Genomic DNA, 12,872 nt, shown 5'->3' on the forward strand with positions numbered 1-12,872 from the left:
TGACGGCGGCAAGTGTAACCACGAAATGAGGTATCACTTGCTGTTTTCTGCCCTGAAGACTGGCGCTCACCGTGCCGTCGAACTTTCAATCAAATATATTGCGAGAGGGCGTGTTTGCGAGCCGCTTTCCAGAAACAGAAAAACCATTACCGCTGAAAACCGAAAAATGCCACAATATTGGCTGTTTATACAGTATTTCAGGTTTTCTCATGGCATTAACCGCCGCGCTTAAAGCGCAAATTGCCGCCTGGTATAAGGCGCTTCAGGAACAGATCCCCGACTTTATTCCCCGTGCGCCGCAGCGGCAGATGATTGCGGACGTCGCCAAAACGCTGGCCGGAGAAGAAGGGCGGCATCTGGCGATTGAAGCACCCACCGGCGTTGGGAAAACGCTCTCCTATTTAATCCCCGGCATAGCCATTGCTCGCGAAGAGCAAAAAACGCTGGTGGTGAGTACCGCTAACGTGGCCTTGCAGGATCAGATCTACAGCAAAGATTTACCGTTGCTGAAAAAGATCATTCCCGATCTTAAATTTACCGCCGCTTTCGGGCGTGGGCGCTACGTTTGCCCGCGTAATCTGACGGCGCTCGCCAGCACTGAACCCACGCAACAGGATCTGCTGGCGTTTCTTGACGACGAACTGACGCCGAACAATCAGGAAGAGCAAAAACGTTGTGCGAAGTTGAAGGGCGATCTCGACACTTATAAATGGGATGGTCTGCGCGATCATACTGATATCGCTATAGATGACGATCTCTGGCGTCGTTTGAGTACCGACAAAGCCAGCTGTCTCAACCGCAACTGTTACTACTATCGCGAATGCCCGTTTTTTGTCGCTCGTCGGGAAATTCAGGAAGCGGAAGTGGTGGTGGCAAACCATGCGCTGGTGATGGCGGCGATGGAAAGCGAAGCCGTATTGCCTGACCCGAAAAATTTACTGCTGGTGCTGGACGAAGGTCATCACCTGCCGGATGTGGCGCGGGATGCGCTGGAGATGAGCGCCGAAATTACCGCGCCGTGGTACCGGCTCCAACTGGACCTGTTCACCAAACTGGTCGCCACCTGCATGGAGCAGTTTCGCCCGAAGACCATCCCACCGCTGGCAATCCCTGAACGTTTGAATGCGCATTGTGAAGAGCTGTATGAGCTTATCGCCTCGTTAAACAACATTCTCAATCTCTACATGCCTGCCGGGCAGGAGGCAGAGCACCGTTTTGCGATGGGCGAACTGCCTGATGAAGTGCTGGAGATCTGCCAGCGGCTGGCAAAACTCACCGAGATGCTGCGTGGTCTGGCGGAGTTATTTCTCAACGATTTAAGTGAGAAAACCGGCAGCCATGACATTGTACGCCTGCATCGGTTGATTTTGCAGATGAACCGCGCGTTGGGGATGTTCGAGGCGCAAAGCAAACTCTGGCGGCTGGCTTCTCTGGCGCAATCTTCCGGTGCACCCGTCACTAAATGGGCGACGCGGGAAGAGCGCGACGGGCAGTTACACCTTTGGTTTCACTGCGTGGGAATACGTGTCAGCGATCAGCTGGAAAGGCTGTTGTGGCGCAGTATTCCGCACATTATTGTTACCTCCGCAACCTTGCGTTCGCTGAACAGTTTTTCGCGTTTGCAGGAGATGAGTGGGCTGAAAGAGAAAGCGGGTGACCGATTTGTGGCGCTGGATTCGCCCTTTAACCACTGCGAACAGGGCAAAATTGTTATTCCCCGGATGCGCTTTGAGCCTTCCATCGACAACGAAGAGCAGCACATTGCCGAGATGGCGGCCTTTTTCCGTAAGCAGGTGGAGAGCAAAAAACATCTCGGTATGTTGGTACTGTTTGCCAGCGGACGGGCGATGCAGCGGTTTCTCGACTATGTGACGGATTTACGTCTGATGCTGCTGGTGCAGGGCGATCAGCCGCGTTACCGTTTAGTTGAACTGCACCGCAAACGCGTTGCCAACGGTGAGCGCAGCGTGCTGGTGGGGTTACAGTCATTTGCCGAAGGGCTTGATTTGAAAGGTGATCTGTTAAGCCAGGTGCATATCCACAAAATCGCTTTTCCGCCCATCGACAGCCCAGTAGTGATCACCGAAGGTGAATGGCTGAAAAGCCTCAACCGCTATCCGTTTGAAGTACAAAGCCTGCCGAGCGCCTCGTTTAACCTGATTCAGCAGGTTGGGCGACTGATTCGAAGCCACGGTTGCTGGGGCGAAGTGGTGATTTACGACAAACGCTTGCTGACCAAAAATTATGGCAAGCGACTACTGGATGCATTACCGGTATTTCCGATAGAGCAACCGGAAGTCCCTGAAGGTATAGTTAAAAAGAAAGAAAAAACGAAATCCCCACGCCGTCGGCGGCGTTAATGATGTGAGTCAGGTAAGGAGTCGTAAATGGACTATCGCAAAATCATTAAAGAGATCGGGCGCGGGAAAAACCACGCGCGCGATTTAGACCGGGATACTGCGCGCGGTCTGTATGCCCATATGCTCAATGGTGAAGTCCCTGACCTTGAGTTGGGCGGCGTATTGATTGCGCTGCGTATCAAAGGGGAAGGGGAAGCAGAGATGCTCGGCTTTTACGAAGCCATGCAAAATCACACCATCAAACTGACGCCGCCTGTTAGCAAGCCGATGCCGATAGTCATCCCTAGTTACAACGGCGCGCGTAAACAGGCCAACCTGACGCCGTTGTTGGCGATTCTGCTGCACAAACTCGGTTTTCCTGTGGTGGTTCACGGGGTTAGCGAAGATCCAACTCGCGTGCTGACAGAAACCATTTTCGAACTGATGGGTATTACGCCAACGTTGCACGGCGGGCAGGCGCAGGCGAAGCTCGACGAACATCAACCGGTGTTTATGCCAGTCGGCGCGTTTTGCCCGCCGCTGGAAAAACAACTGGCGATGCGCTGGCGGATGGGCGTGCGTAACAGTGCGCATACCCTGGCGAAACTGGCAACACCATTTGCCGAAGGTGAGGCGCTGCGTCTTTCTAGTGTTTCGCATCCGGAATACATTGGACGCGTCGCGAAGTTCTTTAGCGATATCGGCGGGCGAGCGCTACTAATGCACGGTACTGAAGGTGAAGTGTATGCTAATCCGCAGCGCTGCCCGCAGATCAATCTCATTGACCGCGAAGGGATGCGGGTGCTGTATGAAAAACAGGACTCTGCTGGCAGCGAGCGACTGCCACAAGCAAAAGACCCGGAAACCACGGCGCAGTGGATTGAGCGTTGTCTGGCTGGCAGCGAGCCGATTCCCGAATCGCTGAAAATCCAGATGGCTTGCTGCCTGGTGGCTACGGGTGAAGCGGCAACCATCAGCGACGGCCTGGCGCGTGTTAATCAGGCATTTTAATTTTCATCTCAGTCGGATGAGCCACGTCATCCGGCTTTTACCCCACCGCAATATGAAATTCCTGCATCTTTATTGACCTTCCCGCGCCCGGCGTGCAGCATAAAAAAACAACAAACACATAACATAAACAGGAGTTAACCATGGAAAGTGGTCATCGCTTTGATGCTCAGACGTTGCACAGTTTTATTCAGGCTGTATTTCGTCAGATGGGTAGCGAGGAACAAGAAGCGAAATTAGTCGCCGATCATTTAATCGCGGCAAACCTGGCAGGGCATGATTCACATGGTATTGGCATGATCCCAAGCTATGTGCGTTCCTGGAGTCAGGGGCATCTGCAAATTAACCACCATGCCAAAATCGTTAAAGAAGCGGGCGCGGTGGTTACGCTTGATGGCGATCGCGCATTTGGTCAGGTCGCGGCACACGAAGCGATGGCGCTGGGGATTGAGAAAGCGCATCAGCACGGTATTGCTGCCGTGGCGCTACATAACTCGCATCATATCGGCCGTATCGGTTACTGGGCGGAGCAGTGTGCAGCGGCGGGGTTTGTCTCTATCCACTTTGTTAGCGTGGTCGGTATTCCAATGGTCGCGCCGTTCCACGGTCGCGACAGCCGCTTTGGCACCAATCCGTTCTGTGTGGTTTTCCCACGTAAAGATAATTTCCCGCTGTTGCTTGATTACGCCACCAGCGCCATCGCATTTGGCAAAACCCGCGTCGCCTGGCATAAAGGCGTCCCCGTGCCGCCAGGTTGCCTGATTGACGTTAACGGCATGCCGACGACCAATCCGGCGGTAATGCAGGAGTCGCCGTTGGGTTCGCTGTTGACCTTTGCCGAACATAAAGGCTACGCCCTTGCAGCGATGTGTGAAATTCTTGGTGGGGCGCTTTCCGGCGGTAAAACGACGCATCAGGAAACGTTACAAACCAGTCCCGATGCCATTCTTAACTGCATGACCACCATCATCATCAACCCAGAACTGTTCGGCGCGCCGGATTGTAGCGCGCAGACCGAAGCCTTTGCCGAGTGGGTGAAAGCCTCGCCGCATGATGACGATAAGCCGATTTTGCTACCGGGCGAGTGGGAAGTTAACACGCGTCGCGAACGGCAGGAGCAGGGGATTCCATTGGATGCGGGAAGCTGGCAGGCCATTTGTGATGCGGCACGGCAGATTGGTATGCCGGAAGAGGTGTTGCAGGCTTTCTGTCAGCAGTTAGCCAGCTAAAAAAAAGCCCGTCCAGTGACGGACGGGCAAACAAGGGTAACATAGGATCAATGAGGGTTAGAGCATATGCGTCTGTCGGCAAACAGACAGGGAAATACTTTTGCTGGACGTAGCGTCAACGCCTTATCCGTCCAACGGTTCGGATTTTGTAGGCCTGATAAGATGCTGTAGCGTCGCATCAGGCACCTGTTGCCGGATGCGGCGTGAACGCCTTATCCGGCCTACGAATTACTTATAGATAACCGCAGTTCCGCTTAATTTATTGTTGTTGGTGGCAGAAGTGATGCTGTATCCGCTGGCACCAGCAGCCGCAGCTTTCTCAGCCAGTTTCGCTTCCAGGGCATCGAGGGTGGATGCACCATCGGCAGAAACCACGCCGATTTTATTCATGTTCTGTGCCTGGGATGCCGTTACCGGTTCCGCCGCGAACACGCCAAAGGACAGAGTTGAAAGAGCCATAGCAGCAACAACAGTATTGATAGTTTTCATAATTAATCTCTCGCAGGTGATTTTTGTATAAGTGACGTTGTTTCGTCGATGTGATGAGTGTCACGTTTTTTTTCGAGAGATAAAATCGAAGAGAATTGACCGCCTTGTTCAAATAAATTGATTGATATCTAACATACTGATAATCCATTTATTTGTTGAACTTATGGACTTGTTTTATGCAGCGTGGCAGTCACGACAGCGTTAAAGGCACGGAATGCCACGCAAAATACAAATTATACTCGCTATACATCCCGCCAGTTGTAGTTAACGTAACTGGCTGTCTTTCGAACCTCTGAGATTATATCCTGTATAATCTGGTTTTTGTAAATCTTTCTCCTGCTGACAATGAATGCATAAGCGCACGCCAGGAATGGCTTCCCGACGGGCCTGCGGGATGGGGGCGCCGCACTCTTCACATTCATACAGGCTCTCGCCACGCGGAATTTCACCCCGGGCACGAGCAATCGCATCTTCAATTGTACTGTTGATCTGTTCGTTGACGGCGTCATCGTTAGCCCAACCGGATGCCATATCGTCCTCCCCATATCAATGCTTGTACAGTTAAGTGTAGCTAATATAGGGACGAACTCGGGCAGTTCAAGCGTCAGATCTCCGACCATTCCCGCAGCAGATTATGATAAAGATTGAGCAGCGACAGGATCTCTTCACTTTCGCCATGGCGGCTTTTCAGCGACTGAATATTGGTGTCCAGTTCGAACAGCATGGCGCGCTTTTTATCATCGCGGATCATCGACTGGATCCACATAAATGATGCCACCCGTACGCCACGGGTTACGGGGGTCACGCAGTGCAGGCTGCTGGAGGGATACAACACCAGATCGCCTGCCGGGAGTTTTACCCGATGTTGTCCGAAGGTGTCATTAACGACCAGTTCGCCGCCGTCGTAGCTTTGTGGATCGCTTAAAAACAGTGTGGCAGAAAGGTCAGTACGCATCCAGCCGTTTTGTGGATGGCTGCGTACTGCGCCATCCACATGGAAACCATAGGTTTCATTGTTCTGATAGCGATTAAACAGCGGCGTGGAAAGGGTACGCGGCAAGGCCGCGGCAAAGAACAAAGCATGTTGGTTAACCGCGTTCAGCACCTCATTTTGCAGGGCGGCGTATAAGGTGCTGCGGGTGTCTACCTGTTGATTGTTCTTAACTTGCGCGCCTTGTGCGCCGGTGGTGACGCGTCCATCCACCCATTCGGCTTGTTCCAGTTGTTCGCGAAACCGGGCGACGTCTTTTGGCGATAGCACGCCGGGAATGTGGTACATCATACAAGTTCTCCAAAAAGTGGGGCTTTTACCCTACACCGATTTTTAACAGCAGGTGCTTTGTTCATGCCGGATGCGGCGTGAATGCCTTATCCGGCCTACCAAATGATGTGAATTCAATGCATTGCACAACCTTGTAGGCCTGATAAGCGCAGCGCATCAGGCAGTCCTGTTCTCGCCATCAACATTAGTGAGCCCTGCGCCCCACATCTGAATCAGAAATGCATATTGGCGGTAAGCAGGAACGTTCTTGGCTCGCCCGGGTGATAACGGTAGCCGCTCTTGTTGATTGAGGCGACGTAATCGGTATCAAACAGGTTGTAGACGTTTAGCTGGAAGTCGAGATTGCGATTAACCCGATACCCCAGTTTAGCGTCGGCGACCCAATAACCTTCGGTAAACGCTGGCGTTCCCACCGCGCCGTCAGAACCTTTATGCATACTGCCGATATAGCGTGCGCCCGCACCAACGGAAATATCATCGGTTGCCTGATACTGGCTCCATAAGGTAAAGGCGTGCTCCGGGGTATAGGGCAGCGATGAGGAACCATCCTGGGCAACATCTTTGCCATTTTTAATGGTCGCTTTTTGCTGGGTATAGCCGCCAATCACCTGCCACGCGGGAGTGATATTCCCGGCCACGGATATCTCATAGCCTTCGACGCGTTTCTTACCGTATTGCGAGTAAGTTCCGTCGTCATTTTGCTCAACTTCATTTTCGATATCAGTACGGAACAGCGCGGCGGTAAGCAACAGGCGTTTATCCAGAACCTGCCATTTGGTGCCAATCTCGCTGGTGTTGGCTTTTTGCGGTTTAAAATCGGTGCGGTTGGCACTGTTACCGCTGCCAGACTGCGCAAGGGCGAAGTTGTTGCCGCCCGGAGGCTGCTGGGAAACGGCATAGTTAATATAGACATTGCCGTTTTCCGTCAGGTGATACAGCGCCCCGGCTTTCCAGTTCACCAGATTGCCCGACTTGGCGGTATCGACGGTGGTGACCGGAGAACCTTTTGCCACGCCAGCAGGGCAGGTGATGGCACCGCGCCCGCTGCCGCCGCAGGCGGTGGCACTGTCATATTCAGTATGATAATTATCCAGACGGATCCCGCCGTTCAGCTCAAAATCACGGGTGATTTGCAGCGTATCGAAGGCGTAAATTGCGAAGGTATCCGTCTGACCATTGGCGTTTGCGCCGTTGCGCGTCAGGCCGCCGGGATGAATGCTGCTGTCAGGATGATAAATATTTACCGCAGGTAACGTCACCGGCTTAACGCCGTAGTTAGTCTGCGTTTCACGGGTAAATTCCACGCCGGTACTGACATCATGACCGATAGAACCGGTATAGAACGTCGAGGTCAGGTTGGTCTGGTTGGTGAGAATTTTATTACTCACATCTTTAGTATTCGCCGTGCGTGACCAGGTCCAGCTATTCACATCGCTGGTGGGCTGGGTAATATTCGACGCCCCGCCCATAATTGCCGTCATCAGGTAATCCTGCTTCACGCGCGACCAACGGGTAGTGTTGCGAATGGTGGTGTTATCGTTGATGTCGTGCTCAAAACGCATGGTAGCGGTGTCGGTGGTCGAATCGTCGTAATCGGAATCCGTACCGTAAAAGTTATGCGTATCAACTTTTCCAGAATGATTCAGGGCCGCCGTTCCCGCAGATGGGGCAGAATAGCCCGGCAAACCGATGGTCGGAATGCCGCCGTCTGGCGTGTTGTGCTGGGTGACATGCAGATAATTAAGATACAAACGATTCGCTGTGCCAAGGCCAAAAGCGACAGAAGGGGCGACGCCGTAACGCTCATTTTTAACTTTGTCGCGTCCGGCATCGTGCGTTTTTTCACCCATCACATTCAGGCGCACCGCGGTGGTATCACCAATGACCTGATTGATGTCCAGCGTGCCGCGGCGGAACCAGGCGCTGCCAATACTGGCGGAAGCGTCAATGCCTGAATCATTGCGCGGCTGCTTGCTGATCATATTGATCGAGCCCGTCGGCGCGCTGCGCCCGTAGTCGGTGCCGGACGGCCCTTTAATCACTTCGACCTGTTCGGTATTGAAGGTGTCGCGTGAGACGCTGCCGATATCGCGAATCCCATCAATATAAATACTGTTAGAAGTATCGGCACCGCGCATATAAATGGCGTCGCCAGTGGTGGAGTTACCGTTCTCACCAGCAAAAAACGCACCCACTCCGGGGACGTTTTTGAGCGCATCGGTAAGGTTGGTTGCGCCCTGATCTTTAATCACTTGTTCAGAAATCACCGTCATCGTGCGGGTCGTATCCGCTACCGGACGCGAGAATTTCGGATCGGCAGATTGTTGTGGTGCATAAAGCGAAGGCGTTGATGCTTCGACAACCAGCGTGTCATCCGCGTTAGTTTGCCCTTCGGCGGCGAGTGCCTGTGCCACAGGCGTAATACCAATACAAAGACCGGCAAAGAACGTGAGCGAATGAAATTGTCTGGCAGGGAAATTGCGATTGTTTTCCATTTTGCAGGTGACTTTTTCTTATATGTTGAAATTTTCACTGTCACGAGAAAGCCTCTCTGCGGATGCGATGCCACTGTTAATCCCGTGATAGTGTTCGTGCAAGTGATAATAATTTTGATAAGCATTATCACTTGGCGCGATTTTCTATCACCCATTGCGCGAAAAAGAAATACATTTATTTACATTGCGTTCATATTTGATGTTTTTTGATTACAAAACAGGCGAAAACTGCATCCAGAGGCGAATGCAGTTACGTTGGTGGGGTTATTTGTAGATGGTTGCAGTACCGAACATCTGGTCATTTCCGCCTGCGGAATTAATGACATAACCTTTCGCGCCTTGTTCGCGCGCTTTTTCTGCCAGTTTATCCTCCAGATCGCTTAGGTTTGATGCGCCAGTTGCCGAAACGGTACCGGCGGGCCGTAGCTGACCGCTGTCCAGGTTACTCATCGGTTGCGCGGCATAAGCCGTGAGAGAGATTCCGCTCAGGACGGTGGCAATCAGTAGTGTGAGGCACTTTTTCATAATGACATCCTCATAAATACAACGGGTAGTGCCTGATAAGTGTAGGTCGCCTGGACGATGAAAATGACGCAAAAAATTGACAGAGATGTGCTTGTTTTTTGAACGATATATTTTTACAAAATAAGACAAATCAATGACATGCATGATACTGATTTTTATGATGAATTGATGGGGTAACAAGATAAGTGGCATATTTTGCGCATGATACACGACGCCAGATATTTACCCTGTCGCGTTATGCGGGTATCTTACGCCGCTGCTTAAAGGAGAATGCTATGTCCGCCCAGAAACCGGGGTTGCATCCGCGCAACCGTCATCACAGCCGCTACGATCTCGCCACGCTTTGTCAGGTGAATCCTGAACTCAGGCAATTCCTCACGCTTACACCCGCCGGGGAGCAAAGCGTAGACTTTGCCAATCCGCTGGCGGTGAAGGCGCTCAATAAGGCGTTGCTGGCCCATTTTTACGCCGTAGCGAACTGGGATATCCCGGACGGTTTTCTCTGCCCGCCAGTACCGGGCCGGGCGGATTATATTCATCACCTTGCCGATTTACTGGCAGAAGCAACAGGATCAATTCCAGCTAATGCCAGCATTCTGGATATCGGCGTTGGTGCGAACTGTATTTATCCGCTGATTGGCGTACACGAATATGGCTGGCGTTTTACCGGTAGTGAAACCAGCAGCCAGGCGTTAAGCAGCGCGCAGGCGATCATCAGTGCTAATCCGGGGCTTAACCGCGCCATTCGTCTGCGTCGGCAAAAAGAGAGTGGGGCGATTTTTAACGGCATCATCCATAAAAACGAGCAATACGACGCGACCTTGTGTAACCCGCCATTCCACGATTCCGCCGCTGCGGCACGGGCAGGTAGTGAACGTAAACGCCGTAACCTGGGGCTGAACAACGACGATGCACTGAACTTTGGTGGTCAGCAACAGGAGTTGTGGTGTGAAGGCGGTGAAGTCGCTTTTATCAAAAAGATGATTGAAGAGAGCAAAGGCTTCGCGAAGCAGGTGATTTGGTTTACCTCGTTGGTATCTCGTGGCGAAAACTTACCGCCGTTGTATCGTGCTCTGACGGACGTGGGCGCGGTGAAAGTGGTCAAAAAAGAGATGGCCCAGGGGCAAAAGCAGAGCCGCTTTATTGCCTGGACCTTTATGAACGACGAGCAGCGCCGCCGTTTTGTCAATCGCCAGCGTTAAAGCGTTGGTTCCCCCGGCGGCAACGGTTCAGCCGGGGTCGCGCCCGGAGCAGGCAGCACCTGATAAGTCTGCACTGGCGCGCGAACGCCCGCCAGGTCGAAATGTTTTTTCACCTGGCTGTCGAGGGCAAAGCGGACCGTCCATTGTTTGAGTGGCAGCGTGGTGAACGAAACACGCAGTGTAAATGCGGTATTGCTTAAGCCGACAATCCCGGCAAAGTTCGGTTCACCGATAATCAACCCGCGAATTTCTTCGTTTTCCATTAATTCCGCTACCGCATCTTTCAGTGCCTGATTGGCTTTATCAGCATCTTCATGGCGATCAACATCATAATTTGCCACTACCGAACCAATGCCGCGGACAAAGTTAGCAAAGGTGGTAATCGAAGACCACGGAATGATGTGATACGCCCCGGTATCCTGGCGTACGCCCACGGAGCGAATCGACATCCGTTCCACAGTGCCGGTCAACGGCCCGATAGTCACCAAATCTCCAGTGTTCATGCCGTTTTCAAACTGAATAAATACCCCGGTGATAATATCTTTCACCAGCGTTTGCGAACCAAACGAGATAGCCAGACCTAATGCCCCGGCACCTGCCAGCAATGGCGCGATATTAACGCCGATTTCCGACAACACAATCATGATGGTGATGGTACTGATAATCACCGCCAGCGCGTTACGGAACAGCGTCAGCAGGGTACGCGTACGGGCGCTGGGTAGCGGGCGGCCATGAATATCCGAAGCCAGCCGGTTTTCGATCAAACTGGCGAGCACCGTCCAGCCAACCGCCGAGAAGAAAAGAATGAGTGCGATACGGATCAGGATATCTACGGTTTTCTGCCCCGCACCGTTTTGCAGCCAGTTCCAGAAATCGAACAATCCCCATGCGCTCAACAGCAGCATTACCGCCACGCAGACTGTCAGAATACGCGCTGTTTTCAGTGCCGCCGAAAGCCATCCATTCAGCCGTTTTTGCAGCTCGGGATAGTTACGCTGAGTATGTGGCGAGAGGGTGATGGTTTTCGCCAGCCAGCGGGAAAACATACCGGAAACAAATGCTGCGATACCAATAATCGCCAGGCTGCGCACCGTTGCACCCATCATAAATTTCAGGCTGTTGCCCGGATCGAACAACGAAAAGAAAAACAGCACGATAAAATAGGCGCTTGCCAGCCAGTGCCACACCAGCGCAAAGGCGCGGATAAACAGGCTGAAAAAGGCCAGCGAATGCTCCGCGAAGTTGAGCAAATGCTGGGTAATCTCTTTTTTATTACGAAAGATCAGGTACAACGCCCAGACCGTCATGCACAGCATAATGATGACGTTCGCCAGCGCACCTATCTGTACATTCACCTGATTAGAGATAATCGGCACGGCCACAATCAGGCCATAGCCAATCAGGCTGCTTAACCAGCTCAGGCGACGGCTCCAGTAACGGGCGGTCTCGTCATGAATCGTGAACGGGCGCAGCTCCGCCACGTTGGGGCAAAAAATCAGGCGTAATACGGCTTTGAAAAATTCAATCAGGGCAAAGGCGTTGAGAAACAAACTTTGTTGGAAAGCGATGGTGCGACTGCCCGCATTCAGGTTGTCGCTTAAGACCTGGCCGACAAATAATGTCAGTGCCAGTAACAGCAGGTCGATAATAAACGCCCCGATAATCATCGCCGGAAGCTGCAACCAGTTACTGCGCTCACGATTTTTTTGCCGCGCCCACTGGCCCATTTTGCGATACAGCGGAAGTGCGCACAGGCGAATCAGCCAGTAAAAACCAAACACTAATACCGCTAACATTGAAAAATGGGTCAACGCATTGCTGAAGGTTTGTGGATTAAACGGCTTATGCGGGGAGCCGGTGATATTGCGATAAAGTTGTCCGAAGCGGGCGGAAAGGGCTTCACCATAATGGCGGCTGACTTCGGTGACTTTTTGCAGCACGGTTTGCTCTTCAACCAGCGTCGGCGGCACGATCTTCGGTACGGGTTCCGCAGGAGGCGTAGCGGCGACGGTGCGCAACTGGTCGATCAACTCTTTACGCGAGGTGTCATTATCCAGCACATCCGCCAGTGCGCCATAGGCCGCTTTTTTTTGTTCGATATCCGGTTCCGGGGCCGGTTCAGTCGTTGAGTCCGTTGTCGTTGTGGTTGTAACGCCGGGTATGGATACCGCGTGGGCAGGTGCGCCCAGCAGGCAGAAGAGGATGAACAGGATCCACCGCATGACTCCTCCAGTGAGAAAACAGAGCAAAAAGATAAGTATAGATGCTGGGGGAGGGGCGATTTTAAATGAGAGGAATCTGGT

At 52.5% G+C, this 12,872-nt stretch carries 10 protein-coding genes; 4 read left to right on the forward strand and 6 right to left on the reverse strand.

The window, feature by feature from the left end; all coding sequences use genetic code 11:
• Window positions 1-209 precede the first annotated feature (209 nt).
• From dinG to hcxB, 3 genes are all read left to right on the forward strand, one after another.
• Window positions 210-2,360, forward strand: a complete 2,151-nt coding sequence (dinG, locus tag QUF14_RS04730; RefSeq protein ID WP_100734011.1) for an ATP-dependent DNA helicase DinG — start codon at window positions 210-212, stop codon at window positions 2,358-2,360.
• A gap of 27 nt (window positions 2,361-2,387) precedes the next feature.
• Window positions 2,388-3,350, forward strand: a complete 963-nt coding sequence (ybiB, locus tag QUF14_RS04735) for a DNA-binding protein YbiB (RefSeq protein ID WP_000386558.1) — start codon at window positions 2,388-2,390, stop codon at window positions 3,348-3,350.
• Window positions 3,351-3,490: 140 nt separating this feature from the next.
• A complete protein-coding gene (hcxB, locus tag QUF14_RS04740; protein ID WP_000443527.1) occupies window positions 3,491-4,576 on the forward strand; it encodes a hydroxycarboxylate dehydrogenase HcXB in 1,086 nt (361 codons plus the stop codon).
• A 228-nt stretch (window positions 4,577-4,804) separates the two neighbouring features.
• Here the strand turns inward: hcxB and ybiJ are convergent, their stop codons facing one another.
• From ybiJ to mcbA, 5 genes are all read right to left on the reverse strand, one after another.
• Window positions 4,805-5,065, reverse strand: a complete 261-nt coding sequence (ybiJ, locus tag QUF14_RS04745) for a DUF1471 family protein YbiJ (RefSeq protein WP_000849301.1) — start codon at window positions 5,063-5,065, stop codon at window positions 4,805-4,807.
• Window positions 5,066-5,329: 264 nt separating this feature from the next.
• On the reverse strand, window positions 5,330-5,596 hold the full coding sequence (gene ybiI / locus QUF14_RS04750; protein ID WP_100734012.1) for a C4-type zinc finger protein YbiI: 267 nt from the start codon (window positions 5,594-5,596) through the stop codon (window positions 5,330-5,332).
• A gap of 73 nt (window positions 5,597-5,669) precedes the next feature.
• Window positions 5,670-6,347 carry a PKHD-type hydroxylase YbiX gene (ybiX, locus tag QUF14_RS04755; protein WP_000990147.1) on the reverse strand — a complete coding sequence of 226 codons (678 nt, stop codon included), beginning with the start codon at window positions 6,345-6,347 and terminating at the stop codon, window positions 5,670-5,672.
• 212 nt (window positions 6,348-6,559) lie between these two features.
• Window positions 6,560-8,842 carry a catecholate siderophore receptor Fiu gene (locus tag QUF14_RS04760; protein WP_000430026.1) on the reverse strand — a complete coding sequence of 761 codons (2,283 nt, stop codon included), beginning with the start codon at window positions 8,840-8,842 and terminating at the stop codon, window positions 6,560-6,562.
• 264 nt (window positions 8,843-9,106) lie between these two features.
• Window positions 9,107-9,367: a DUF1471 family periplasmic protein McbA gene (mcbA, locus tag QUF14_RS04765; RefSeq protein ID WP_000710619.1), complete on the reverse strand. Its 261-nt coding sequence runs from the start codon at window positions 9,365-9,367 to the stop codon at window positions 9,107-9,109.
• A 275-nt stretch (window positions 9,368-9,642) separates the two neighbouring features.
• Here mcbA and rlmF point away from each other — a divergent pair, with 275 nt between their 5' ends.
• Window positions 9,643-10,569, forward strand: coding sequence for a 23S rRNA (adenine(1618)-N(6))-methyltransferase RlmF (gene rlmF, locus QUF14_RS04770; protein ID WP_001275948.1), 927 nt, complete (start codon window positions 9,643-9,645; stop codon window positions 10,567-10,569).
• On the opposite strand, the gene ybiO is transcribed toward rlmF, so the two are convergent.
• A complete protein-coding gene (gene ybiO, locus QUF14_RS04775) occupies window positions 10,566-12,791 on the reverse strand; it encodes a mechanosensitive channel protein (RefSeq protein WP_001267237.1) in 2,226 nt (741 codons plus the stop codon). The two genes, rlmF and ybiO, sit on opposite strands and share 4 nt — an antisense overlap.
• Between the last annotated feature and the right edge of the window lie 81 nt (window positions 12,792-12,872).

Source organism: Escherichia sp. HH091_1A, assembly GCF_030295175.1.
Taxonomy (GTDB): domain Bacteria; phylum Pseudomonadota; class Gammaproteobacteria; order Enterobacterales; family Enterobacteriaceae; genus Escherichia; species Escherichia coli_F.

Coding starts and splice junctions, on each gene's coding strand:
- dinG (WP_100734011.1), top strand. CDS start 210: ATGGCATTAACCGCCGCGCTTAAAGCGCAAATTGCCGCCTGGTATAAG.
- ybiB (WP_000386558.1), top strand. CDS start 2,388: ATGGACTATCGCAAAATCATTAAAGAGATCGGGCGCGGGAAAAACCAC.
- hcxB (WP_000443527.1), top strand. CDS start 3,491: ATGGAAAGTGGTCATCGCTTTGATGCTCAGACGTTGCACAGTTTTATT.
- ybiJ (WP_000849301.1), bottom strand. CDS start 5,065: ATGAAAACTATCAATACTGTTGTTGCTGCTATGGCTCTTTCAACTCTG.
- ybiI (WP_100734012.1), bottom strand. CDS start 5,596: ATGGCATCCGGTTGGGCTAACGATGACGCCGTCAACGAACAGATCAAC.
- ybiX (WP_000990147.1), bottom strand. CDS start 6,347: ATGATGTACCACATTCCCGGCGTGCTATCGCCAAAAGACGTCGCCCGG.
- QUF14_RS04760 (WP_000430026.1), bottom strand. CDS start 8,842: ATGGAAAACAATCGCAATTTCCCTGCCAGACAATTTCATTCGCTCACG.
- mcbA (WP_000710619.1), bottom strand. CDS start 9,367: ATGAAAAAGTGCCTCACACTACTGATTGCCACCGTCCTGAGCGGAATC.
- rlmF (WP_001275948.1), top strand. CDS start 9,643: ATGTCCGCCCAGAAACCGGGGTTGCATCCGCGCAACCGTCATCACAGC.
- ybiO (WP_001267237.1), bottom strand. CDS start 12,791: ATGCGGTGGATCCTGTTCATCCTCTTCTGCCTGCTGGGCGCACCTGCC.